This is a genomic window from Rickettsia amblyommatis (assembly GCF_002078335.1).
In the GTDB taxonomy this organism is placed as follows: domain Bacteria; phylum Pseudomonadota; class Alphaproteobacteria; order Rickettsiales; family Rickettsiaceae; genus Rickettsia; species Rickettsia rickettsii.
Window position 1 is genome coordinate 942763 of record NZ_CP015012.1, and the last position, 25129, is coordinate 967891.

Below are 25129 nucleotides of genomic sequence, written 5' to 3' on the forward strand. Positions count from 1 at the left end.
CTACGACAAAATTATCCTAAGTTTTAGGCATTGCTCATTAAATATAGATATCGTTATTGCGAGCAGCCATAGGCTGCGTAGCAATCTCGTCAAATATCCTGAGATTGCTTCGTTAATTGCTATGCAATTTCCTCGCAATGACGATAAACATCGGGTCATGCAACAAAGCAGAATCTTAAAGTTAATTACTCTACATTATAAAACTCCAAATGATGACCGCTAATAAACTTTTTTACTTCAGCATGGTTACCATACTCATCAACATTTAATAATAACCTTGTTCATTCAAATATAATATATTTGTAAATAATCGGTCATCACAGTCCCACTTAGCTTTAAAAGCATTGTCCTTAATAAGTTTAACTCCGTTTACTCCGTGTTTGTGATATATTATTCCTTTTTTTAAAGCAGAAACACAAGAGGTAACTTTACTTTTATCAAAGGTATTATAGATTTTTTTAGACATTGTACCGTAACAATCAAATCCTCTATATTTGCCAAGAAATTTAGCCGTATCTTTTGTTACTTCCTGATTATCAATTTTAATTTGACCTTCTTTAGGAATATTCCAAGAATTATTATTGAAGTTGGTAATTTTTTGAATGGCTAGATAAAATTCATGTTTCTTTTTTAGTTGATAATATTGATGGATTTTTTTTGTATCATATTGAAGGGTTAATTGTTCTAAGTTTTCTATTTGCTTATTATCGGGGGAATAGCTTGCAATAATCCCTCCTTGTTTTTTTTTGGACTTAATTTACTTGCATATTCTTATACTTTTTTGGGTTATATTATTTAATAAGGCGGTAACTACTTCCAATTTCTAAAGTGTTTTCATTGCAAGAATCATTTTGCAGAGCATTTTCAACATTTTGGAAAATCTTTTCAGATTTTTCAGAAGTTAATTTAGTCTCGTTATCTGCTATTAAAGCGGTATTAACGGCGTTAAGAACCTCTGCTTTTTCATTGGACGTTAGAGTATTATTTTGAGGTAACATATAATTTGGGTCCACGTAACTCCGCAGTTTTATAATAGCCTTTTCATACAAATTTATTTGATGCTCAGGTATCTTATTTAAAAGATCAGAAGCTGTTTTAAATTGCTTACTACATAGGGCAAGTGAGAATGCTAGAAGTATATTGTTTGGGATATCACTAATTGCTTTTAGTTTTTCAGTTAATATTGATTGCTGGTTTTTGTTAATTTTTTTTATTGGAAATTCTGTTATAAAAAGCCATGTATTCACAGCCATCATATATTGATGAATAGAAAGGAACTAAGGTATTTTTTTAATTACATCTAACGTCTTATAAGAAATTTCATATGGATTAGTTAACATTTCTAGAATGTATTTTATATATTCTACCGGCATATTGTATTAAGTCATTAGCTTTATCACATTTGCCTTGTATTCTATAATTAGACCATAAATGATAGGCTGCTGTTGGGTTTGTGGGTAGAAGCACAAAAGCATGTTCATAATATTTAGTGGACATATCATAGCTTCCGGTTTCTTCATAAACACGACCTGTTCTATAATACCACTGGGCTAAAACCTGATTTTTCAGTATTAGTATTTAACGAAAAAATAGATTCTGCAAGTAAAGCTTTTGCCTCTTCAAAATTTTTATTTTCCATTAATAAATCAGAGAATTGACCTGACAAATCTAAGCTGGATTTTATATACGGTACTAGTGCTTGGGTAATTTTAAGCTTAGATTCCGGTTCAATAAGCTTTAGCACGGGGAGTAGATATTCTGCACATTTGCTATATTGTTCAACTTCTTGTGCAAAGTAATTAAAATATAGATTTAAATTTAAATATCTCTTTAGCAGCTTCATTGTGTCTATTTAATATACTACATTGAAAGGCAAGACTCATTATTTGAATTTTGGTTAGCGTATCAGGTGGTATAGAAATGATTTGATCCGGCATCCATTTTATGAGTTCACCATCTAATTGATATTCAAAAAAGCCTGGTCTCTGTATTATTTCATAATTTTTCAACAATTCATGATTTGTGTAACTTTCATATGGATACTTAGGTATTAATTTATGTATTAGTGAATGCTTAATTTCTGTAGCTTTCTTGCTACTTACTGTAGATTTTTCACTATTTAAATGTCCAAATATATAATGCATTACTTCTATAGCGGTACCAACAGTTGGTATAGATGAAAAGTTTTTATCCATTTCTACTACATCAAGACCGGAAAAGTTTTTTCTAAAATTGCTTATGTTACTTTCTGATAATATATTGGGGGTGAATATCAAGCTTAAAAGTAATTGAAGGCTCTGCATTTTTCATGAATATAATTTAGTATTAGTTGGGCTTAAGAACTGCTACAATGTGATAGGAAAGGTTTAAAATTTTACATAGAATTATTATTAAAAACTTACAGTGTTTGAACTTTTTATTACTGGATTCCTGCTTCTAGCTAGGAATGACATCGAGAGGCTCAATTAACTCACAAAGCAATGTTTCTAAGAATGTCTATTCAAACCCAAATCCAGTAAAATATTTATGAAAATATCCGGTATCATGACCTATCATTTTAACTTTATCATAATGATGAGGTGATTCAGATTCACGATATATAGTTGTGCCGTCATCCATATAGTAAATAGAATAAGATGGAAGGCCATAAGGTCTAAAAAAAGTGTCTTTACATATAACTTTAGGAGCTTTATCGGATTTTTGTATGTTTTCTGATTTCAGCATATTAATTTTATTAATAAATGATTGTTTTATTAATATATAATTTTTATATATTATCACAAGAATAATTATAATAGCTATCTACAGAACCTAGCAATTCAGATTTATCAATTGCAGTATTATATGCATAAGGATATTCTAAATATTTTTGCAATTTTAAAGTATTTTCTTGAAACAATGGGTAATTATTTGATGGTTCGTGCTTTGATAAATTGAAATATGTTCTCGCTAAGAATTTCTTATCTTGAACATTATTAAAAACTTTGATTTTTGAATATCCGTCTTGTTGTTTTTCTTGTAAAAAATAATCTTCATAGTCCTTATAATTCTTTGGAAGATTTAATATAAATCTAGCATATTGTTCTAACTGAAAGTTAGTTAACCAAGTAAATATAGAATATAAATTTGCTCTATAGTCCGAAGAAAAAATGACAGCAATTTTTGATTATTTTATCTCTGCTCTTTTCTCTCTTTCAATAACGTTATTAGATAATATAAATAACTCTTTATTAAAATGTTTTTTATTTTCTTGAGCTTGAATGATTATATCAAACAGCTCAGTTTCTAATTCGTCTGAGGTAAATAATTGTTTGTATTTATTAAGCCATGGATCAAAAGCTATAGATTCAAGTTTTTTTAATATTGAATTAATTGTATGTGCAATTTTAAGTTAAATTTAAGAGCAGCATTTTATATGAAGAATTGACGTAAGTCAAGAGATATTAAATTAATGGTTTAAAAAGTATGTGTTACCTCGTGATTTATTCACAGAATCCAGTTAAAAATACTAATATTATTAGTATTTTTAGTTGTTTTCTGGATACCGTGGTCAAGCCACGGTATGACACTGAAGTGTTTTTCAAAAGCCATATTAAATTGATTACTAAAATTTTTCACATAACCTAATGACAAAAATAAAATATGAATATATTATTTAATTTTAGAATAATTTAAATAATATATATTCAATGAGTGCAAATACTAATATTAGTGACGGTTTAGAGGTCGTTACGCAAGATCATTTATCGATTTTTTCTTTAATAAGCTCCTCCGACATTATCGGTAAGTCAGTTATGCTGATGTTGCTTATTGCCTCTATTTGGTCATGGGCTATTATTTTGGATAAAATATTTAAGCTAGTGCAAGTGCAGAAAAGCATGCGGGCATTTGAAAATGTGTTTTGGTCCGGTGGAGTATTAGAGCAGTTATATGAAAGCATAAAGAGGTCGGTTAATAATCCGCTAGCTTTAATTTTTGTCTCAGCTATGGATGAGTGTAAAAGCTTAAGCACTAAAGGGCTTTCTGAAGGCTTAAAAAACAACCATAAAGAGCGTATAACGGGTGCAATGTACTTAGCTCAAAATAGGGAAGTCGAAAAGCTCGAGAAAAATTTAAGCTTCTTGGCAACTGTTGGATCAAGTTCTCCTTTCGTAGGTTTATTCGGTACCGTTTGGGGGATTATGCATAGCTTCCAATCGATTGCTACTTCAAACAATACTTCTCTTGCCGTAGTAGCTCCCGGAATTGCCGAGGCGTTACTTGCAACTGCGATAGGCTTATTTGCAGCTATTCCGGCAGTAATTTTTTATAATTATCTGATTTCCCGTATTACTCTTATCAATAATAAGATTGAAGATTTTATTAGTGAGTTAAACTCTATACTTTCTAAGGCAATTGATCAGGAGAAAATGTAATGGCTATAAAGCTTGCCGGAAGTAATAGAAAAAGTAAAAGAGCGGTAGTGAGCGAAATTAACGTTACGCCGCTTGTTGACGTGATGCTTGTGCTATTAATTATTTTCATGATTACTTCTCCAATGCTTGTTTCAGGAGTAAACGTGGATTTGCCTGAGACAAATTCAAGTCCGATCTCAGGTCAGGATGAGCCTTTGGTTGTTACTATCAATAATAAAGGCAAGATTTTCTTACTTGAAATTCCAATAGAAAGAATGTATTTAACCGACAAGCTTGCAAATATCACTAAAGAAAAAAAGGATGCTAGAATTTTTGTAAGAGGCGATAGAAATGTTTCTTATGGGCAGGTAGTAGAGATAGTTGCCGCAATTCATGCTGCCGGCTTTTCTCGTGTAGCTCTTATTTCAAATATTAAAAATAATGAAAAGTAATCAAAATAAGGATAATTTTACGGTTTTCCTTAGCTTCTCTGTTGTTCTGCACTTATTTCTTTTATATTTTTTTCTATTCGGTATGCCGTCACTTTTTGAAAAATTACCGGAAGAGCAAACTATAACTTTTGAAATGTTACCTGTTAGCGATAAATCAAATATTATAACTCAGACAAAGCAAAAAGAAGCCCCTATAGAAAACGAAGACGCTAAAAAATCTGAGCAGAGTAAGCCAAAAGAAGAAGCACCGCAAGATTTGCCTAAAGAAGAAAAAGCAAAAGAGCCTGAGGCTAAAACAATGGAAGAAAAGCCTAAAATAGAAGAGAAAAAAACTATAGAAGAACCAAAGTCTGAAAAAGCAAAAGAAGCGTTACCTGAGAAGAAAGAAGAAGTAAAGGAAGACAAACCTAAAGAAGAAGAAAAAAAACAAGCAGAAGAAAAGAAGAAGCCCGAAGCAAAGAAACCGGCTGAGAAACCTAAAGAGGTGAAGAAAAAAGAGACTAAAACCGATGAGCTTGATTCTTTGCTGAAGAATTTAGAGCAATCTTCGGAAGGGGATAATTTAAAATCCAATAAGCATCAAAGGTCAAAAAAAGCTGATAATGCAAAAGAAGCTAAAGGGGTTTATACGGATGGGCTGCCTCTTTCCGATAGTGAAACATCTTTGATAAAAAGACAGATTGAAAGACATTGGAGTAATGTACCGGCAGGAGTTAGAGGTAATAATAAGGTAAAAGTCATTATTAGTATTACGCTAGATAAAGCAGGTAATGTTGAGCAGGCAAAGGTTAACGAAAAAATCTGTCCTAATATTCCGGCTAGTGTTTGTGAAGCTTTGGCGGATAATGCCATTAGAGCGGTATGGCAAGCAAGCCCTATCGAAAACCTTGACTCTGCACGCTTTAACCATTGGAAAGAGATTAATTTTAGCTTTGATCCAAGTAAATTTTAGTGGGCATTGCCTGCGTGGATACCACCCCGTCATTGTGAACAGTCGTAGACTGCGTGGCAATCTCATGAAATAATAACAAACTCCTGAGATTGCTTCGTTCATTGCTATGCAATTTCCTCGCAATGACTATTTTCGAGCCACGTAGGCAAGCCTTTTGCAGGAATAACATTAAGCACCATGCAATAATTAAAAAATATTATTCATCATGTTTGTGGTGATCACCGATTAATTCAAGCCCCATATCTTTTTGCTCATTATTGAAACAACAGTAGCAGCAATAACCAAACAAGAATAATAAGGTTACTTCCATTAAAAATAGGGTCAAAGCAGCATTACTAGAGCTTGCTAACTCATATTCTGAAGGTAATAAATATCCGTAGGGATGTCTTTGTTCATAAAACTTAGTTAGTATGTTTACTATTTGTAAATAAAAAAACTCTATAACTTTGTCTATTAAAATTACATTTACTTCACAAAGTTTTAAGAGCAGGATAAGTAAATAATAATACATGGCATAAATTTAGACCGAAATGAACTATCATAGAGCATAATATTTTACCTGTTTTATATATGATAACCATAGAAAAAACCGCATATAGTGCTTAAAGCTATATATATTAGTGCGCCTTGAAAATGTGCGCGATCCCAAATATTAAAGATGCTATAATAACAGCTAAAATCTGCTGTTTTGGTACAAGATTTTGTAATGTTCTTTGTAAAACCTTCGAAAGAATACTTCCTCAGCCATACAGACGAAAAAGAAATATTGTTGTAATAAAATGTAGGTGATATTAAGGATGACATTATATAAACCTTTGTAAAAAACTATTTTTAATATATAGTTATTTGTTAGCATTAAAAATAGAAAAATTATTAAATATAGAGATTTTTAATAAATAATAATTGGATTTTAAAAAGAAAATATAAAAGATAATCATAAAAAAGACAATAAAATAATATGTATAGAAAATATGTATAGAATGGGGCGATTTTATGAACGATATAGAATATTGGGAAAAAAATTTTGAAAGCTGTAAATATTCAGATAAATTAATCGAAAGACTTTTATTTTTAAATACCCAAGTAAAACAACCTATCGATATTAGAGAAGTTAAAAAAGGTATTTATTATGCTCGTAAATATCATGGTGGGCAAATGCGTCAATCAGGTGACCCTTATTATTCTCATCCAATCGCAGTAACAACTATGGTAGCGGAATTTGTAGCAAAAGAAGTGCCTAAACTCTTTACTTTTAGAATGCTACAAGCTGCATTACTTCATGACACTATTGAAGATACTGAACTTACTGAAGAAATGATTAGCAATATTTTTGATGAAGAAGTAACAAGGCATGTAGCAGGTCTAACTAGAATTAAACCTTGGGGAAAAATAAGTAGCGAGAAAAGTCTTATTTTATTAATTAAACAAAAAAGATACGATACTGCTCTTATAAAACTTTTTGATAGAATACATAATTTACAAACTTTAGAAGTAAAATCGCCTGAAAAAGCTCATAAAATAATTAAAGAGACATTAAAAAGCTTTTTAGTGTTAAGTGAAATACTTGAAATACCTTCAGTTTCAGAGCTGATATATGCTGAATGTTATAAAAATAATTTAAAGTTTAATATAAATTATACTTTTAATAAAATTATAAATTTCGATTCGTTTCCATTTTCTCAAAATAAGTTACTCCCATAAAGAAAGTTATACCTACAGGTATGAAAATTAAAAATAACCCCCAATATCCTAGATAACTGGTAATATAAACTAAACCAAATGAAGTTATAATATAAGTAAATAATTTTGCTATTGCACTTAGCATACTAGTATATGTAAATCTCTTAAAAACCGGAAAATATTTATAAAATATAGGAGCTGCCGGTACGTGATCAAATACGAATAATGCAGCCAAACATTGAAAAATAAAAATACATAAAGGAGTAGGGTTATAATTTAACATTATAGGAAAAAAAATGAGAGAGGTAAAAAATAGATATAATTTTACCTTTAGGATTTTTAAAGGATGGATTTTATAGCTAATAAATGCAAGACCGATAATACCGAGTAAATCTATTATAGATACCCAAAAATTTTGATTTATAATTTGATTTGGAGTAAAGCCGCATTCTCTTTTTAATATATCACTGCAATATATATATACGAAATAAAAACACGGTGGTCTAGCACACTGGATAAAGAAATACCAAATAGAAGTGGTGTTTGGAACTTTTTGATCTAGAATATCTGCGTCAATTTCTTCAAGCATAATATTATTTTCTTGAAGTCTTAGTTTTAATTTGTTTCTTTTATTTGAAAATGCATCTGCTTCTTTTAAACTAGTCCTTGCAATAGTACCTACAAAAGCGATAGTTGCACCAACGAAAAAGGCTATACGCCAACTTGATTCATGGTGATAAATATTGTGATTAGTAAAAATTGATGCAATACCTAGTGCTACCGTAGTGCCTACGGCAGAAAATACGGTTATAATTGCTACTAATGGATATTGTATAGGAGGAGATGAATTTTCGGTTAAGTACAGTTCTGCACCTCGTGCTTCTGCAGTTGCTGACATACCTTGAATTATACGACATATAGTAAGAACCCAAGAGGCTGTTATACCTATCTGTGCATATGTTGGCATGCTGCCTATAATCACACAAGTAATAGCCATTAATAGGGTAGTTAAAACAACTACAATCTTACGTCCAAAATGATCGCCTATATACCCAAATATTAATGCTCCTATAGGTCTTAGCAAGTAGGTAGAACAGAAAGAAAAGGCAGTAAGCAAAGAAAAAGTGAAAGGATCATATTCCGGAAAAAATAAATTATTTAAAAGCATCGCCATATGCACATAAAGCATAAGGTCAAAATACTCTAGAAATGTACCTATAGAAAGTAATCCGACTGCTTGTTTTTGTGCTGTATTTAAACTTCTTTGTTCTTTTTCATAGCCTAACATAACATTTACATATAATTAGATTACAAAATAAGCCTATAATTCTTTTGGTTCAAAGTCAATAGATTAATAATTTTTAATAAATATAAATATTGTTACAAAATATTTAGGTTCCGTAAAGTTATCTAACTTAAAATTTTCAAATTATCTATTTTTCTCTGAAAGCTTTAAATGCAGTATCAGTAACGGGATCAAGTAAATATCTAAGTAGTGTTCTAGTACCTGTTACGATTTGTACCTCAGCTTGCATACCGGGGTGTAATTCAAGATTTTTAACTTTAGCAACTTTGTTAAATTCATCCATATCGATTTCAACTCTTGCAACATAATAATTATCTTGCTGTTGTCCCGGATGCTGTCTTTCATCTTGTACGATATCGGGAGATATGCTTACTACTTTACCGGTAAATGTTGGAGTTGTTCTTGATTTAAATGCACTGAAACGTATTTTTGCAACTAATCCCTCATGTACTGAGTCAATGTTTTTTTGAGATACCTTTGCTTCTATTATTAATGGGTCATTAGTTGGCAAAATTTCCATAATAGGTTGTCCGTGACTTATAACACCGCCTATTGTATGATATTTTAAATTATTAACTATACCGTCAACAGGTGATCTGATTATCACACGATTAAGCGAATCCGTCAGGGCATTATATTTTTCTTTAAGAGATGCGGTTTGTACTTGAGCTTCACGCAGCTCTGTTAAAGTCCGTTCAGTGTATTTATTTTGTTGATTTATAATTTTAATTTGAGTTTCGGTAATAGCATGGCGTATTCCTGCTATTTCGGCTTCAGTTGCTGCAACATCACTTTTTGAAGCGGCCACTTTTGCTTCTTGGTCTAATAAGGCTGCTTTTTGTACAAAGCCTTTTTCTTTTAACGTCCTTAAAGCTTTTAAACGGTCTTGATAAACTTCAGCAGTTTTGGAGGCGGCAACTTTTTTTGCTTCTAAACCTTCAATTTTTTTCTCAAGTTGAGCAATATTTTGATGTAATGCATCTTTCTCTGAGTTATATACTTCTTTTCTAGATCTAAATAAATTTTCCTGCGTATGAATTATTTTAGCTACTTCCGGTAAATTGATATCCTGCATTAGAAAATCAGAGAATTCGATTTGTTCTAAATTATCGCGTTCGGCAATTAAACGATTTTCAGTTGCTAAAGAATTACGGTACTGACCAAGAATATTTTCATGTTCGCTTTTTATTCTAGTTTCTTCAAGCTCTATTAATTTATCGCCTTCTTTGACTTTATCACCTTGCTTCACATAAATAGCATTTATTATTCCGCCTTCATGATGTTGAATCGTTTTTTTATTTGTGCTTGGCATTACGATACCGACAGCTACAGCACCACTATCAAGCGGAGCAAGAGCCGACCATAATCCGCCTATTAATACTAAAAAGATCATAACATAAATACCGAAAAGTATAGGTGACCTTGCAGCTTGGGTTACGTTATTACGATCTTTATCGGTTTTCTTGGTAATAAAATTAACAAACCTATCAAGTTTTACTAATAAGAATTCTATAGCATGAGAGGTTTTCTTTAATATAGTATTTATTAAAGCTTTACGTTTAGAACTTTGACCTTTAAGGTTTAACGCATCTTCTCTTAAGGACAATAATTGTTTTAATTGTGCCGGAGTAATTTGAGGTTTATTGTGTTTTAAGTCCTGCATAATATTTAATCATTATTATATTTAGTCAGCATTGTTTGTATTTTGCGTCATTGCGAGGACATGACGTAGTAATTGACGAAGCAATCTCGATAGAACTCATGAGATTGCCACGCTCACTAACGTTCGTTCGTAATGATGATTTGGAAGCCACGCAACAATGCCAATCAAGTTACGATATGACACTTTAGTTATTAATATGAATTGTACCGCTTTTTAAAGTTTTAAAGTGTTTTTGAATCTCTTCTTCCGTTCCGTAAACTGCAACTACTCCATCCTGTAATATTAGAATTTTATCAACAACGGATAATACGGATGGTCTATGTGAAATTACAAGAACTGCTATTCCTTTAAGTTTTGCTTGTTTTAAGGCACTTGCAAGGGCAACTTCACCTGCCTCATCTAAATTAGCATTAGGCTCATCTAAAATGATGAGTTTTGGATTACCGTAAAAAGCTCTAGCAAGTCCGATACGCTGTCTTTGACCACCTGATAGATTAGAGCCTGCAGGACCGATATCAGAATCATAACCTTCAGGGAATCTTAATATCATGTCATGAGCTCCGGCTATTTTAGCTGCTTCAATAACTTTTTGCGGATCAGCATCTTCTTCCATTCTAGCTATATTTTGTTTAATACTACCGCTAAAAAGTTCTATTCCTTGAGGAAGATAGCCAACATGTCTACCGAAATCTTCTCTATTCCAACGATAAATTTCAGCACTATCTAAACGTACGGAACCTGATGATTCTTTCCATACCCCGACTATGATTTTAGCTAAAGTTGATTTTCCTGTAGCCGAAGGACCGATAATTGCTAAAACTTCGCCTGGTTGTACTGCAAAACTAACGCCTGTTAAGATATATTTCGGTACGGGAGGTTGCGGTAAATGTTTTGGTATAGGGTGAGCATAATAAATATTTTCAACAGTAAGATGACCATCAACGTTCGGAATTGGCATTGTTTCGTCTCTAGAAGAATAAGTGTTAAATAAATTATTAATGTTTTTGTATGATTTAATAGCACCGCTCATACTTTTCCATAAATCAATAGCATTATCGAAAGGAGCAAGAGCTCTACCGACTATGATAGAACTCATAATCATATTACCGGGAGTCATATCTGTACTGTGAGATTTTACAACAATGTAAGCACCGACTCCGGTAACAGCCATTTGCATTATATTACGGATAAACCTTGAAAAGTTAGAAATAACACCGTTACGATAGCTAGCAACCGATTGCTTATCAAGTGCTAATATGTTAAATTTATGCCAATTTTTTGTAACATTCTTCATCATTCCCATTGCTTCAATTGCTTCTGCATTTCTGTTTGCAATATCGGCTTGTGTCATACCTTTTATCGAAAATTCGGTAGCTTCACCGAGCGTTTTATTAGTAGCTACAGCGTTAAAGAAAGCGGTTGAAACTATTATAATTGCACCAAAAACGGTAATAAGACCGATATATGGATGAATTGAAAAAATAACCGCAATATAGATAAGGCTCCAAGGGGCATCGAATAAAGTATTAATTCCGGTACTTGTTAGGAATGTTTTGACGGCTTGAAAATCACGTAATAATTGGCTAGAACCCATATTTGCTCGTGTTGCAGCTGCAGAAATTGAAGAAGCAAAAATTACAGGAGCTACTGTTCTATCAAGCCATTCTCCTACCTTTATAAGTGTAAAAGAACGAGCAATTTGTAATAATCCGTAAACAAAATAAATATATGCGATTATTAGTGATAAAAATAATAATGTTTGTAGATTACCGCTTCCAAGGACTCTATCAAGAACTTGTAGCGAGTAAAGAGGAGTAATTAACATTAGTAAGTTGATTACAAAAGCAAACCAAAAGACTATCCAAAAAGCTGTTCTACATTCGCCTAATGCTATTACTAGCGGGTTTTTTTTATTTAGATTATTATTTTTATTATACATATTAGTTATATTATTATAAATAATTATTAATTAATTCTTCAGCAATTTGAACACTGTTTAAAGCTGCTCCTTTACGTAAGTTATCACATGTGATCCATAGATTTATCGTGTTCTCTCTACTTACGTCATTTCTAATTCGGGAGACATATACGGCATCTTCGCCTACTACTTCAACGGGTGAGATATACGCAAGGTTATTATTAGAAATTGTAACAATTCCATCGGCATCTTGTAATATTTCTTCGACTTCTTTGGCATCAATTTTGTCGTTAAATTCTATGTTAACCGATATAGAATGACCGATAAATACCGGTACTCTAACAGAAGTAACGCTAGCTTTAAAGTGATTACCTATAATTTTGTTTAGTTCAGAAGCAATTTTTGCTTCTTCACTTGTATAGCCATATTTATTTAAATCACCTATATGAGGAAAAAGATTAAATGCAATCTGTTTTGGAAATTTCTTAGGATCATTCTCTCCAAAAACATATTTAGATTTTGTTTGGTCGTAGAGTTCGTCCATTCCTGCTTTACCTGCTCCTGATACTGATTGATAAGTAGATATCACTACTCGTTTAATCTTTACTTCATTATCTAGCGGTTTTAATGCTACTGCAAGCGGAATGACGATACAGTTAGGGTTAGCTATGATATTTTTAGTATTAAACTCTTTAAGTGTTGATAAATTAACCTCAGGTACAATTAACGGCACTTGGTTATCAACTCTAAAAAGTGAGGATTTGTCGATAACTACACAATTACTAGCAGTAGCTTTTGGTATAAATTCTTTTGCAACTTCTGAACCTGCACAAAAAAAAGCAATATCAATATCGTCAAAATGTAAACTTTTTAAACTATTAATTTGTAGTATTTTTTCTCCAAAGCTTACTTCCCGCCCTAGAGAGCTATCTGAAGCTATAGCATAAACTTTATTAATGGGGAAATTACGCTCAGCTAGAATATTTAGAGTTTCACGCCCTACATTTCCTGTAGCTCCGATTACTGCAATATTGTATTTTTTAGTCATTATTTATTAATCCAATGAGTTTGTCACCTCCGATAATATGGAAATGGAAATGAAAAATAGTTTGTCCCGATTTCTCGCCTTTATTAGTTATTAAACGATAACCGTCTTTATCTAAACCCGCTTCATTTGCTATATCAGAAATTTTAGCAAAAAAATGTTTTATTTCGTCTATAGAAGCTTTAGAGATAAAATCGGCATAATCTATATATTCGTTTTTAGGTATAACGATAATATGTATAGGTGCTACGGGTGCTATATCTTTGAATGCTAAAATTTGTTCGTCTTCATAAATTATTTCTGCCGGAAGATTTTTACCTATGATTTTTGCAAAAACATTTTCTTTGTTATACATCATTTTATTTCTGTTAAAAGCTTTATTGCATGGCTTGATTTTCCGTCATTGCGAGTAAAAAATGTAAAGTTTTGACTAAGCAATCCAGTAAGAAATGCTCATTTTAGCATTTCTTACTGGATTGCCGTGCAGTCTACGACTACTCGCAATGACGATTTAATATTTATGAAACCACGTTTCTGTTAAACAAGCATACTACGTTTTAGAAATTTTAATTCAGCTTCAATTCTAGAGTTGGCAATTATTATGTCTTCTAGTCGGTAATTATTTCTTTTTAAATAATTTTCTCTAATATCTGAAGCAAAAAAGCCGAAGCCTAATATTAAGACTATCTTAAATATAAGCTTTAACTCTTCGATATTAATCGCCGTAACGATTATATTCGCTATTACGGCAATAGCAACAACTAACCACATTTTATGGTATAATGCCCAAAATATACTTAAAAGAGCTGCTATCCATGAAAAACCTTCTTCAATAACAATAAAATTATTATTTTTTTGTGTGGAGTTAATGTATATTGCGTATATATTCATTATTTAATTTTAAGCCTTGAAAATTCAAGGGACAATAATTAATTAAATTGGATTAGTCAAGTATACTAGTTTAATTTGGAAAATTGGCTACGTCGTCTTGGTAAGTCCTCGGATGCTCACTAATATACGCTCCGCTCCTCGGCTTACAGACTCCTTGCTCTTTTCCAAATTACACTTCGTCTATTCGTCTACTTAACAGTAATTCTAATAGTACTTAATTCACAACTTAATATCAATAAATTTTATATATGTCAGATAATTTAGCCTTACACGGCACAACAATACTTTGTTTAAAAAAGAACGAAGAAATAATTATAGCAGCAGATGGACAAGTCTCGCATGGTAATACCGTACTAAAATCTACAGCACGAAAACTTCGGACTATAGCAAATAATAAAATTATTGCCGGTTTTGCGGGTTCTACGGCTGACGGTCTTGCGTTATTTGAAAAACTTGCAGTAAAGATAGAGCAACATAAGTATAATTTACTTAGAAGTGCAGTTGAGCTTGCAAAAGATTGGCGTAGCGATAAATATTTGAGACGTTTGGAAGCAATGATGATTGTTGCTGATCGTAGTCATATATTAATTTTAACCGGTAACGGTGATGTTGTAGAGCCTGAAAATAATGTTGCCGCAATAGGTTCAGGCGGTTTATTTGCACTATCTGCCGCTCGCGCTCTAATGTCTTACGAGAATAATTTAACTGCTGAAGAAATTGCTTTAAAATCTATGAATATAGCTGCAGATTTGTGTGTATTTTCTAATCATAATATTATAATGGAAAAAGTTGTATGAAAGCTACTAAAACTACTTATAAAAAAGACCCTATGGGGCTTACCCCTTCTCAAATAGTGAATGAACTTAATAGATTTATCGTAGGTCAAGAAAAGGCCAAAAAAGCCGTTGCTATTGCACTTAGAAATCGTTGTCGTCGTAAAAGAGTAGAAGGTAATTTACGTAATGAAATAGTACCGAAAAATATTTTAATGATTGGTTCAACCGGTGTCGGGAAAACGGAAATAGCAAGACGCCTTGCGAAGCTGACTAATTCTCCTTTCTATAAAATTGAAGCAACTAAATTTACCGAAGTCGGATATGTAGGGCGTGATGTAGAATCAATAATTCGTGATTTAGTCGAAATAGCCGTTAATACTGAAAAAACTTTAGCAAAAACGAAAGTAGATATTAATGCCCGTGAAAAAGCGATAGAGAGAATATTAGATAGTTTAGTAGGTAAAACTTCTAGTAATGAGACTAGAGAAAAGTTCAAAGAAAAAATTTTAAACGGCGAACTTGATGATACGGAAATTGAAATTAGCGTAGCTGATACTACACCTGTCGACGGTGGAAGTTTTGAAATACCGGGTATGCCGGGAGCATCTATGGGCGTGCTTAATCTTGGCGATATGATTGGACGAGCCCTTGGCAGCAGTAAGACTAAAACAAAAAAAATGCTAGTTAAAGATGCTATGGCTATTATTATACCTGAAGAATCAGAAAAATTAATAGACCAAGAAAAAATTATTCAGCAAGCTATAAATTTAGCTGAAAATGACGGTATAGTTTTTATTGACGAAATTGATAAAATAGCTTCGACTGGTAGTTCCAGAGCAAAAAATGCCGAAATAAGTAGAGAGGGAGTGCAAAGAGATTTGCTACCTTTGATAGAGGGCACGACGGTTAATACTAAATATGGACCGGTTAAAACCGATCATATATTATTTATTGCTTCCGGTGCTTTCCATATTGCTAAACCTTCTGATTTATTACCGGAGTTACAAGGAAGGTTACCGATTAGAGTAGAATTAAATTCGCTTACCAAAGATGATATGATTAAAATATTGCTTGAGCCTGAAACTAGTTTAATAAAACAATATTCGGCGTTAATAGGTACTGAAGACGTGCGTCTTGAATTTGCTGCTTCTGCTATTGAGAAGATAGCGGATTATGCGATCACCGTTAATTTAGAAGTCGAAGATATAGGGGCTAGAAGGCTGCATACTATACTTGAGAATTTGCTTGAGGATATAAGCTTTGAAGCTAGCGAAATGAAAGGCAACAAAATAACTATCGATGATAAATTCGTAGAAAATCAATTATCAAAAATAATAACTAATCTTGACCTAGCTAAGTTTGTTCTATAGTATGTTTCTCAATCAATGGTTAAGATAAAATTGTTATTTTTCATCATTACGAGGAGATGACGTCAGTAATTGACAAAGCAATCTCAGGAGCTTGTTATTATTTCATGAGATTGCCACGCAACCTATGTCTGCTCGCAATGACGATTTAGTAGTATCCATGCAATAACATCTATAACCTAGCAAAATAGCATTTTAAGAAAAATTTCATGATAATGCATATAGCAAGTCTAACGTTTAATGGAATTGATATTATCGATGTTGACGTGCAGGTACAAATATCACCGGGTATCTTTGCTTTTACTATAGTAGGGCTTGCCGATAAAACTATAGCTGAATCAAAAGAACGAGTTAAAGCAGCGTTATCTTCTATAGGGCTTGCACTACCTACTAAAAAGATTTTAATAAATTTAGCTCCGGCAGATTTAGTAAAAGAAGGAAGCCACTTCGATCTTGCGATTGCTTGTGCGATACTTACCGCAATGAATATTTTACCTGAACTTGAAATTGCGGAATATTTGATAATAGGAGAGCTATCATTAGACGGTTCAATCTTACCGGTAAGCGGAGCTTTACCTGCAGCGATTGGGGCTTCTGTTAGAGGTAAAGGTCTTATTTGTTCAAGTAAAAACAGCGCGGAAGTTGCTTGGTCGGGTAATGATAATATCCTTGTTGCAGGTAATTTAATTGAAATAGTAAATCATTTTAAAGGTTCACAAGTTTTAACTCCTCCGGAAGCTAAGCTACAAGATGAGCTGATAAATTATCCCGATTTTAAAGATATAAAAGGTCAAAAAATTGCTAAACGAGCTTTAGAAATTGCAGCATCAGGTGGGCATAACCTTTTAATGTTCAGTCTTCCTGGAACCGGTAAATCAAGACTTGCTGCCTGTCTTCCCAGTATACTACCTAAAATGTCTACAAAAGAAATTTTAGAATGTAGCACGATTACAAGTATTGCAGGAAAATTTTTAGACGGTAAACTTACCAAAGCAAGGCCGTGCAGAACTCCACATTATTCATGCTCACTAGCCGCTATGGTCGGTGGCGGTGTCGGACAAAAATTAAAGCCTGGGGAAATTACGCTAGCTCATAACTGAGTATTATTTTTAGATGAACTACCTGAATTTCCACAGCATGTTATTGATGCATGAAGACAGCCTATTGAAAACGGTGAAATACTAATCTCACGATCAAATGCTCATATAAAATATCCGGCAAATTTCCAGTTAATAGCAGCTATGAATCCTTATAAATGCGGTTATTGAGGCGATTCTTATAAAGAATGTATGAAAGCTCCAAAATGTGCTAGTGACTATCAAATGAAAGTATCGGGACCTATTATGGATAGATTTGATTTGCATATGGAAGTATCTAGTATTAATGTTTATAATTATGACTTGATTGTAGATAACTCTGAGGAAGAATCTGAATATATAGCTGAAGAGTCGAGAAAGTACGTTTAATTCAAGAAAAGAGATATGAGGGCTATAATATTAAAACAAATAACAGATTAGATGGGCAGTTGTTAATAGATTACGCTATGCCTGGGGATGAAGGTAAAGATTTACTGAATGAAGCAGCAAATAAATTGCGTTTATCAATGCGTGCTTATAACCGAATACTTAGAGTAGTGCGCACGATTGTCGATCTTGAGAATGTTGATAAGGTCTTGAAAGTGCATATTGCGGAAGCTTTGAGTTACCGTAAAATGGAATTTAATAATATGTATACGAAGAGCAACTTCAAAAATGCTACGTCGTCCTACAAGAGCTTCGGTACTCACGTATTAAGTATACGTTGCGTTCCTCGTATTGTGGACTCCTTGCTCTTTTTGAAGTTGCTCTTCGTATACTGTCTTTATTTTTTGCAATATATTTAAGATGATTTAAGGATAAAAGATATGAGTACTATAATAAGTTTTGATTTTAAATATTTATTAAAAGATAAAGGGGATTATGAAATAGTCGAGGGATTTATTTCGGCTATTCTTAAAGATGCTGGTTATACTACTAGAAAGTGGCAGTAATAAAGAAAATGATAGCTTAAAATCTAGTGTAGCAGATGTCATTGTGGAAGATGAAGAAGGGCATAAACATATAGTAGAAATAGATAAATCCTATACAAATCTTTTTATACATAAAGCTTGTTTTAATTCTAGTAGATTAATAGTTGATAGTATTTCTAAGAGCGAGGATTATTCTACTATAAAAAAATATTTCATATTAATTTATTATATTTTCCTTTTGATAATATGAAAGCACCTTTATATCACGGTAAGACTATTTTTAGAGAAGTTGATAAAAAACACCCTATGAAATTTGCTTTGGGAGATATGAGAGGTAAAATATTTGATTTATAAATGTATTTCCAGAATATGTTGTAATATCAGTACCATTATTTAATGATGTTGTAAGAGATGAATTGGATTAATGGCTATATGTAGCAAAACATCTTGATATACTTAAGATGACTCCTAAAGAGCAAATAATTTATTCGTGCCTATATGAATAAAAGCTATAAAGAGCGTGATTATATAGTTTCTGCTGAAGAAAAAGGTAGAGAACAAGGGATGGCAAAAGGAATAGAAGAGGGGAGGAAAAAAGGTAAACAAGAAGGTATACGAGAAGGCGAAGTTACAAAAAGTATAACAATAGCAAAAAAGATGTTAATGCAAAAAAACTCGATAGCAGAAATACATGAGATTACTGAAGTATTCTATAAAAGAAATAGAGCGATTACAAACAGAAATTGAGAACCTTAAAAAATAACTATCTTTAATGACAAAAATTTACTTTATAGCTGGTGAGGTGTCAGGAGACTTTGTAGGTGGTCGTATAATTCAGCATTTAAAAAACAATACAGGAGTACAACTAAATTCACCTGTATCAAGCTTTGTGAATGACACTGTACAGTTTGTTGGTGTTGGCGGCAAATATATGGAGAAAGCCGGTAGCTTTAAAAGCTTATTTCCTATTACTTCCATAAATTTAATGGGTTTTGTAGAAATTTTGCCTCATATTTTAAAGCTTAAAAAATTACTTGATAAAACTGTGGAGGATATAATAAATAGTAAAGCTGATTTATTAATTACCATAGATTCACCAGGGTTTACTTATCGTGTGGCAAAGCGAGTAAGGAAACTTTTACCAAAGCTGAAAATGATTCATATCGTTGCACCGTCAGTTTGGGCATATAAAGAGGGTAGGGCAGTAAAATACGCTAAAATTTATGATTGTTTATTTGCTTTACTACCGTTTGAACCTCCATATTTTACTAAAGTCGGTCTTGATTGTAGATATATAGGTCATCCGATTATGGAGCAAGAGTTTTATAGTGATAAAATAGCTTTACGTGAAGAGTTTAAAATAGATGAGAATGAGAGAGTTTTGTGTGTTACTCTTGGTAGTAGAAAGGGTGAGATTTTAAGGCATTTATCGGTTTTTGTTTCTTCTATTGAAGAAATATTCAAGAGTTGTAATAATCTTAAAGTTATATTTACTCTTGCAAATCCTGCTCATGAGGCAATAATAAAACCATTTCTAGAAGATGTTAAGTTTAATTATTTATTTTCAAGTGAGAGACTTAAAACTTATGCTGTTGCGGATGTAGCTTTAGCAAAATCCGGTACTAATACTTTAGAGATAGCAGCTTCCGGTACTCCTATGATTGTGGCTTATAAAGTTAATCTTATAAGCTTTTTTATTATCAGGCTATTGATAAAAATAAAATATGTTACGTTGATAAATATTATAGCCGATAAAGAAATAATTCCGGAATTTATCCAATTTAATTGCCGAGCTAATCTTATTAGTAATAAGCTTCACGAATTATTATTTAATTCGAAAAAAGCTTATGAGCAGGTAATAGAAAGCCAAAAAATTTTGCAGCAATTAGGATTTAAATCAAACCGATTACAGCTGAATTCAGAAAGTTTTAGACACGATGAATTTAAAGGCAAGCTAGCTAGGCGTACAAAAGTACGTGAACACAGGCTTAGCTTGGAAAATTCGCTTGTATCAAGTGATCGAGATAACGCTGTACCTTCTTATATAGCTGCAGCAATTATTAAACAGGAGTTCTTAGAACCTAAAATAAAGTTGTTAAAAGAGAAGGATTAGTACTTGAAACCGGTGGTCCACAACATTTTCTGAATTATAATAAACATTAATATTAATATAATAACAAAATATATTTCCATGTTTTTTCTTATAGTATTAATTTGTTTCATTAAAATTTTTAAATCATTGGAAATTTTTTTGTATTCCTCATTGTTATCAGAACGCATTGTTGTCAAGAAACCGGATAAGTATCCTAACTTATTTTGTAAAGCTTTTAATCTTTCAGTATGTTCTTCGTGTTTTAGATCGGTATTGTGATCTTGTATCATAATATATAATAATGCCCATTATAAGATCAGTATTAACGCCGGTATAGTAATATGAACTATGAATAAAGATTTATATTTTTTGTTTGTAATAAAAATTCTAACTTTTCATTTTACAATAGTATACTATTGTTATAGTAAATTGGTCTGTGTTATTAATTTGTTGCTCCATTAGTCATCTAATTTTAATAGTTTAATTACCAAATATTAAAACTATTGATTGATTTAGCAAAAACTATATAATTTAACAAAAAGTGAGTTTTACTATATGTTATTTCAAATGTCAAGAAAAACCATATTTCGTGGTATCAATATTTCTAAGCCTGATAAAAATAATAGTTATTATGTTAAACAACCTATTAAAAACTAAACTTTTTTTAGTTATAGTTATAGTATCTCTAACTATATTTATTACTTTGCTAAATTTTAGTATATTTTATATTTTTGTGCCGGGTAATCTTACTCAAAATAAAACGATAATTATTGAACCTAAATTATCCGTAAATCAAATAGTTACAAAACTTTATTCTAATGAAGTAATCAAATATCCAAGAATTTTTAAGGTAATTGCTAAAATTTATTCTATAAAAAGACCTCTTAAAAGCGGTGAATATGTGTTTACTCGTAATATATCGCCTCTGCAAACTTTAAGAATATTAGCAAGCGGTAAATCTATAATACACAAGATAATTGTCCCGGAAGGTACGGTAGTTAGTGAGGTTATAAAGAACATTAATGAAGAAAGTCGATTACTTGGAGAAATAAAAGGGATAATACCTGAAGGTTTTTTAATGCCTTCCACGTATTTTTTTTCTTACGGTGATCAAAAAGAGCAGATAATTGATCACATGAGAAATTTAATGTCTGCTAATTTAGATAAAGTAATGAAAAATCTTGCACCAGATTCTCCATTAAAAACTAGACTTGAGGTATTAACGCTAGCTTCAATAATTGAAAAAGAAGCCGGCTCAAATGCAGAAAAGCCTATTATAGCAGCAGTATTCATTAATCGTTTAAAGAAAAATATGAAGCTACAAGCCGATTCGACTACTATATATGCTTTGACTGAAGGAAAATTTAAATTAGCAAGAGCTTTAACAAAAAAAGATTTATTGCAAGAACTACCCTATAATACTTATTATATAAAAGGTTTACCACCCGGTCCGATTTCTTGTCCATCGTTAAAATCTTTAGAAGCAGTGGTAAAATCTGCTAAAACGGATGCATTATTTTTTGTAGTTGATGGTAAAGGCGGGCATAATTTTTCTAACAATCTTAATGATCATAATAGATTTGTTGAAACTTATCGAAAAAGTTTGATTAAAGTACCTAAGCCGGCAATTGATCCTGAAAAACCATCTACTCGATGAACTTCAAAATTGGCTACGTCGTCTTATAAGAGCTGTGGTGCTTACGTATTAAGTATACGCTCCGCTCCTTGCCTTATAGACTCCTTGCTCTTTTTGAAGTTGATTTGCGTATATTTTTATCTACTTAAGGGATGTTATCATGAATAATAGTGAATTTAGTAAAATAGCCGAGACAACAATTGCATATATAGCAGAAAAGATAGAAGAGCAGGATAAAGAAGCAAGTATAGATGTAGATTTACAAGGCGATATATTAAACCTTGATACTGATCAAGGGGTATATGTAATACATAAACAAAGTGCCGCCAAAGAAATTTGGTTGTCGTCGCCGGTTAGCGGTCCTTATCATTTTTTTTATGAACAAGGCGCATGGACAAATAGAGCAGGGCTTGCATTAATGGCTATTTTAACTGAAGAACTTAATATTAAATTTGATACTCGCCCCACTTGAAAAATTAGCAACAATGTCTTTGTAAGACCTCGGATGCTGAACGTTTAATATACGCTCCGCTCCTCGGCTTACAGACCGATTACTCTTTTCCAAGTTAAACTTCGTATCACTACTCTTCATTTTACTTCGGAGTATATATGAAAGATTTTAAAACTGCCGATAGTGCCGAAAAAGTTTATGATTTAATAATAAAAAATGCTCCTACTCGTGCATCTATATTCATTGATGTTGACGATACGCTTATAACGCCTAAATCAAAAACTTTTAAGAAGCCGCCTTATAATCAAATAATTGATAGAATTAAGGAAAATAAAAGTAGTTATGACAATTATGAGGAAATTATCAGTAATTGGCGTTTGCAGCGAAAAGTAATATTAAGTGATGAAGAGTGGGTAGAAGTTATAAACAAGCTCAAGGAAAAGTGTCCGGTTTGTGGTCTTACACAAATGAATACGGGAGCATTAGGCAATATTCCTTCTATGCAAGATTGGCTATATAAAGAACTAAAAGAGCTGGGTATCGAATTTTCAGATAATGAAAAATTAGCAATTTATAATTCAGGACAAAAGGATGATGCTATTTTTTATAAAGGTATATTTATAACCGGTAATCACTCAAAAAGTGGTACTTTATCAAAATTTTCTGAAGAGCTAAATGCTAGTTTTATTGTATTTGTTGATGATCGTGCGAAGCATATTGAAGATGTAGGAGATTATTGTAAAAAGAATAAAATAGGTTTTTTAGACATTTTATTTGACGGGCTTAAAAATTTAACAGGCGAACCTGATTCTACACTTGCCGAATTTTAAGAATCATATTTAATAGAAAACGCTAAATGGCTTGAAGACATAGAAGCTTATGGGCTAATGGTCAGGAAGTAATAATTAAATAGAATACATGCCTACATAGATATCGTCATTGCGAGCAGCCATATAGGCGGTGTGGCAATCCATAAAAAATAATAAAAATTCTGTAAATCAGAATTTTTAACTAGATTGCTTAGTCAATTACTTCGTAATTTTCCTCGCAATGACGACTCAGTATCCACGCAACAATGCCACGCAGGAATGGTATCGCGAGTCGCACAACACTCTAAATAATCACTAAAATCCATGAGTTTTAAAAATGTACTTTCTAAAAAATTTTTTGATAATATTCATAATTCTAATTTCAAATCTAGTATCCGCAAATACTCATAGGTAGATACATTACAAAATAACACCTTTGTCTAATACGTCTGTTTCAGCTATCAAAGTTGAGACGGAAATAATCGGCAATATGAGTGGTGAGGTTGTTTTAGATTTACCCTATGCATGGGCAAATGCTACATATTACAAGCAAATCAAAAATGTTAAGCTAGAATATCCTATTGGAAAATTACAGTTTAGAAATCAAGACTCGAATGAAGCTATTTTAAATACGGGAAAAATCAATATTATTCGTTTAAGATACGAAATATATCAAAAAACCGGTAATCCTTGTGATATTCACGAAGCAATAATTAGACAAAATTTAATTCATTTACCGGGTTGTGGGCTTTTTGCTACTCCCGGTCATCTAAATGGACATGATATAGTAGTGTTTAACATTGAATGGAATAATATTCCTGATAGCTGGAAAACAATATCAGATTATGGTCTTGGTAAAAGCGTGAAATTTAAAGCTATGCCGATTGAATTATATAGTGTAGTTTATGCAGCGGGTGATTTACATGTTTACAAAATTGTCGATCAAAAAAAATCCTGTATATCTTTCGTTACATGGTCAATTTGATCTTAAAGATGAAGAAATAGCTTCTTATATAAATAAAATTATCAAGGGACAAAGAACATTTTTCCATGATAATGATTTTCCTTATTATCTAATAAGCTTAATCGAGGGGAATCAATCTAGACATATGGGCGGAACGGGCTTAACTCATAGTTTTACTGCATTTATTCCTCAAGGTTTGGACAAACAGGATTATATAACGTTACTTGCTCTGAACATCTACATAATTGGACAGGGAAGAAAATACGTAATAACTTAGAACGATTAAATTATTGGTGGAGTGGGGGATTCACCGATTATTATAGCAGGGTTTTAGCCTTACGTTCCAGTGTTATAACGCTTGAGGAATTTGTAGAAGAATTTAATAAATTCTTTGAGAATTATTATTTATCACCTGTTATAAATGAACCTAATAATTTAATCGAAACAGATTATTGGCAAGATTATGCAGTATAAAGATTGCCATATTATCGTGGATTTGTTTTGGCATTTTATTTGGACAATTTCATTAAAGAGAATAATAAGAGTAAATCGCTGGATAATGTTATGCTTGATTTATTTAAAACCTCAAAAGAACAAGAATTTTCAAGCGATTATTTTAAAAAAATAGTTAAAAATTATATTCCAAAGGGCATAGATAAAGAGATAAACGAATATATAGAACAAGGTAAAACTTATAGATTTAGCTAATGTTGCTAAAGTGCTGC

29 protein-coding genes and 4 pseudogenes are annotated in these 25129 nt (G+C 32.0%); 18 read left to right on the forward strand and 15 right to left on the reverse strand.

Annotated features, from left to right (window positions below; genetic code table 11):
• Positions 1-265: 265 nt before the first annotated feature.
• The 6 genes and pseudogenes from A3305_RS05350 to A3305_RS05370 form a co-directional block, all read right to left on the reverse strand.
• Positions 266-757: a hypothetical protein gene (locus A3305_RS05350; protein ID WP_050982619.1), complete on the reverse strand. Its 492-nt coding sequence runs from the start codon at positions 755-757 to the stop codon at positions 266-268.
• A pseudogene (locus tag A3305_RS10575) lies at positions 753-1239 on the reverse strand (hypothetical protein). Before A3305_RS10575 ends, A3305_RS05350 begins: the two are co-directional and overlap by 5 nt.
• A gap of 90 nt (positions 1240-1329) precedes the next feature.
• Positions 1330-1497 (reverse strand): hypothetical protein, encoded by a 168-nt coding sequence (locus A3305_RS05360; protein ID WP_226984013.1) that lies wholly within the window; start codon positions 1495-1497, stop codon positions 1330-1332.
• A 37-nt stretch (positions 1498-1534) separates the two neighbouring features.
• Entirely contained in the window at positions 1535-1744 is a 210-nt protein-coding gene (locus A3305_RS10580) for a hypothetical protein (RefSeq protein ID WP_231289083.1), read from the reverse strand.
• Between the two features lie 55 nt (positions 1745-1799).
• Positions 1800-2303, reverse strand: coding sequence for a hypothetical protein (locus A3305_RS10585; RefSeq protein WP_226984016.1), 504 nt, complete (start codon positions 2301-2303; stop codon positions 1800-1802).
• Positions 2304-2496: 193 nt separating this feature from the next.
• Positions 2497-2781, reverse strand: coding sequence for a hypothetical protein (locus tag A3305_RS05370; protein WP_014392062.1), 285 nt, complete (start codon positions 2779-2781; stop codon positions 2497-2499).
• Positions 2782-3689: 908 nt separating this feature from the next.
• On the opposite strand from A3305_RS05370, the gene tolQ reads away from it, so the two are divergent.
• From tolQ to A3305_RS05390, 3 genes are read left to right on the forward strand one after another with little or no spacing between them, the layout of a single operon-like run.
• Positions 3690-4415: a protein TolQ gene (gene tolQ / locus A3305_RS05380; RefSeq protein WP_014392064.1), complete on the forward strand. Its 726-nt coding sequence runs from the start codon at positions 3690-3692 to the stop codon at positions 4413-4415.
• Positions 4415-4846 (forward strand): protein TolR, encoded by a 432-nt coding sequence (tolR, locus tag A3305_RS05385; RefSeq protein WP_014392065.1) that lies wholly within the window; start codon positions 4415-4417, stop codon positions 4844-4846. Before tolQ ends, tolR begins: the two co-directional genes overlap by 1 nt.
• Positions 4836-5798, forward strand: coding sequence for a periplasmic protein TonB, links inner and outer membranes (locus A3305_RS05390; protein WP_014392066.1), 963 nt, complete (start codon positions 4836-4838; stop codon positions 5796-5798). The genes tolR and A3305_RS05390 overlap by 11 nt, the downstream gene beginning before the upstream one ends.
• Before the next feature lie 196 nt (positions 5799-5994).
• Here the strand turns inward: A3305_RS05390 and A3305_RS11840 are convergent, their stop codons facing one another.
• Positions 5995-6309 (reverse strand): hypothetical protein, encoded by a 315-nt coding sequence (locus A3305_RS11840; RefSeq protein ID WP_014392067.1) that lies wholly within the window; start codon positions 6307-6309, stop codon positions 5995-5997.
• 482 nt (positions 6310-6791) lie between these two features.
• Here A3305_RS11840 and A3305_RS05405 point away from each other — a divergent pair, with 482 nt between their 5' ends.
• Complete coding sequence (locus tag A3305_RS05405) at positions 6792-7499, forward strand: HD domain-containing protein (RefSeq protein ID WP_014392068.1); 708 nt, start codon at positions 6792-6794, stop codon at positions 7497-7499.
• Here A3305_RS05405 and A3305_RS05410 read toward each other — a convergent pair.
• The 7 genes and pseudogenes from A3305_RS05410 to A3305_RS08960 all read right to left on the reverse strand — a co-directional run bounded on the left by A3305_RS05410 (position 7450) and on the right by A3305_RS08960 (position 14469).
• A complete protein-coding gene (locus A3305_RS05410; RefSeq protein ID WP_045799410.1) occupies positions 7450-8766 on the reverse strand; it encodes an MFS transporter in 1317 nt (438 codons plus the stop codon). The two genes, A3305_RS05405 and A3305_RS05410, sit on opposite strands and share 50 nt — an antisense overlap.
• Before the next feature lie 145 nt (positions 8767-8911).
• On the reverse strand, positions 8912-10447 hold the full coding sequence (locus A3305_RS05415; protein ID WP_014392070.1) for an HlyD family type I secretion periplasmic adaptor subunit: 1536 nt from the start codon (positions 10445-10447) through the stop codon (positions 8912-8914).
• Between the two features lie 184 nt (positions 10448-10631).
• Complete coding sequence (locus A3305_RS05420) at positions 10632-12386, reverse strand: type I secretion system permease/ATPase (RefSeq protein WP_014392071.1); 1755 nt, start codon at positions 12384-12386, stop codon at positions 10632-10634.
• A gap of 13 nt (positions 12387-12399) precedes the next feature.
• Complete coding sequence (gene asd / locus A3305_RS05425) at positions 12400-13413, reverse strand: aspartate-semialdehyde dehydrogenase (protein WP_014392072.1); 1014 nt, start codon at positions 13411-13413, stop codon at positions 12400-12402.
• A complete protein-coding gene (locus A3305_RS05430) occupies positions 13406-13765 on the reverse strand; it encodes an HIT domain-containing protein (protein ID WP_014392073.1) in 360 nt (119 codons plus the stop codon). Before A3305_RS05430 ends, asd begins: the two co-directional genes overlap by 8 nt.
• A 182-nt stretch (positions 13766-13947) precedes the next feature.
• Positions 13948-14301, reverse strand: a complete 354-nt coding sequence (locus A3305_RS05435) for a DUF2628 domain-containing protein (RefSeq protein WP_014392074.1) — start codon at positions 14299-14301, stop codon at positions 13948-13950.
• Between the two features lie 70 nt (positions 14302-14371).
• A pseudogene (locus A3305_RS08960) lies at positions 14372-14469 on the reverse strand (palindromic element RPE5 domain-containing protein).
• A gap of 80 nt (positions 14470-14549) precedes the next feature.
• Here A3305_RS08960 and hslV point away from each other — a divergent pair.
• The 8 genes and pseudogenes from hslV (at position 14550) to lpxB (ending at position 20565) form a co-directional block, all read left to right on the forward strand.
• On the forward strand, positions 14550-15098 hold the full coding sequence (gene hslV, locus A3305_RS05440; protein WP_014014134.1) for an ATP-dependent protease subunit HslV: 549 nt from the start codon (positions 14550-14552) through the stop codon (positions 15096-15098).
• A complete protein-coding gene (gene hslU, locus A3305_RS05445; RefSeq protein WP_014392075.1) occupies positions 15095-16447 on the forward strand; it encodes an ATP-dependent protease ATPase subunit HslU in 1353 nt (450 codons plus the stop codon). The genes hslV and hslU overlap by 4 nt, the downstream gene beginning before the upstream one ends.
• A gap of 212 nt (positions 16448-16659) precedes the next feature.
• Positions 16660-17910, forward strand: a pseudogene (locus A3305_RS11845) (YifB family Mg chelatase-like AAA ATPase).
• 29 nt (positions 17911-17939) lie between these two features.
• Complete coding sequence (locus A3305_RS11850) at positions 17940-18326, forward strand: ATP-binding protein (protein ID WP_373604499.1); 387 nt, start codon at positions 17940-17942, stop codon at positions 18324-18326.
• A 21-nt stretch (positions 18327-18347) separates the two neighbouring features.
• A complete protein-coding gene (locus A3305_RS11260; RefSeq protein ID WP_264357846.1) occupies positions 18348-18473 on the forward strand; it encodes a hypothetical protein in 126 nt (41 codons plus the stop codon).
• Positions 18474-18516: 43 nt separating this feature from the next.
• Entirely contained in the window at positions 18517-18702 is a 186-nt protein-coding gene (locus tag A3305_RS05465; RefSeq protein WP_041860582.1) for a hypothetical protein, read from the forward strand.
• Positions 18699-19215 (forward strand): annotated as a pseudogene (locus A3305_RS05470) (hypothetical protein). Before A3305_RS05465 ends, A3305_RS05470 begins: the two are co-directional and overlap by 4 nt.
• Before the next feature lie 9 nt (positions 19216-19224).
• A complete protein-coding gene (gene lpxB / locus A3305_RS05475) occupies positions 19225-20565 on the forward strand; it encodes a lipid-A-disaccharide synthase (RefSeq protein WP_014392077.1) in 1341 nt (446 codons plus the stop codon).
• On the opposite strand, the gene A3305_RS05480 is transcribed toward lpxB, so the two are convergent.
• Positions 20562-20834: a hypothetical protein gene (locus tag A3305_RS05480; RefSeq protein WP_014392078.1), complete on the reverse strand. Its 273-nt coding sequence runs from the start codon at positions 20832-20834 to the stop codon at positions 20562-20564. The genes lpxB and A3305_RS05480 overlap by 4 nt on opposite strands.
• 341 nt (positions 20835-21175) lie before the next feature.
• Between A3305_RS05480 and mltG the strand changes: the two genes are divergently transcribed.
• The 6 genes from mltG (at position 21176) to A3305_RS10610 (ending at position 25112) form a co-directional block, all read left to right on the forward strand.
• A complete protein-coding gene (mltG, locus tag A3305_RS05485; protein ID WP_014392079.1) occupies positions 21176-22201 on the forward strand; it encodes an endolytic transglycosylase MltG in 1026 nt (341 codons plus the stop codon).
• Between the two features lie 139 nt (positions 22202-22340).
• Positions 22341-22652, forward strand: a complete 312-nt coding sequence (cyaY, locus tag A3305_RS05495; protein ID WP_014392080.1) for an iron donor protein CyaY — start codon at positions 22341-22343, stop codon at positions 22650-22652.
• A gap of 137 nt (positions 22653-22789) precedes the next feature.
• Entirely contained in the window at positions 22790-23461 is a 672-nt protein-coding gene (locus tag A3305_RS05505; RefSeq protein WP_014392081.1) for a DUF2608 domain-containing protein, read from the forward strand.
• Between the two features lie 415 nt (positions 23462-23876).
• Positions 23877-24425, forward strand: coding sequence for a hypothetical protein (locus A3305_RS10600; protein ID WP_226984018.1), 549 nt, complete (start codon positions 23877-23879; stop codon positions 24423-24425).
• Positions 24426-24665: 240 nt separating this feature from the next.
• Entirely contained in the window at positions 24666-24878 is a 213-nt protein-coding gene (locus A3305_RS10605) for a hypothetical protein (RefSeq protein WP_231289118.1), read from the forward strand.
• Between the two features lie 39 nt (positions 24879-24917).
• The gene (locus A3305_RS10610; protein ID WP_226984019.1) at positions 24918-25112 is read left to right on the forward strand and encodes a hypothetical protein; all 195 of its coding nucleotides are present in this window, start codon (positions 24918-24920) and stop codon (positions 25110-25112) included.
• Positions 25113-25129: the final 17 nt, after the last annotated feature.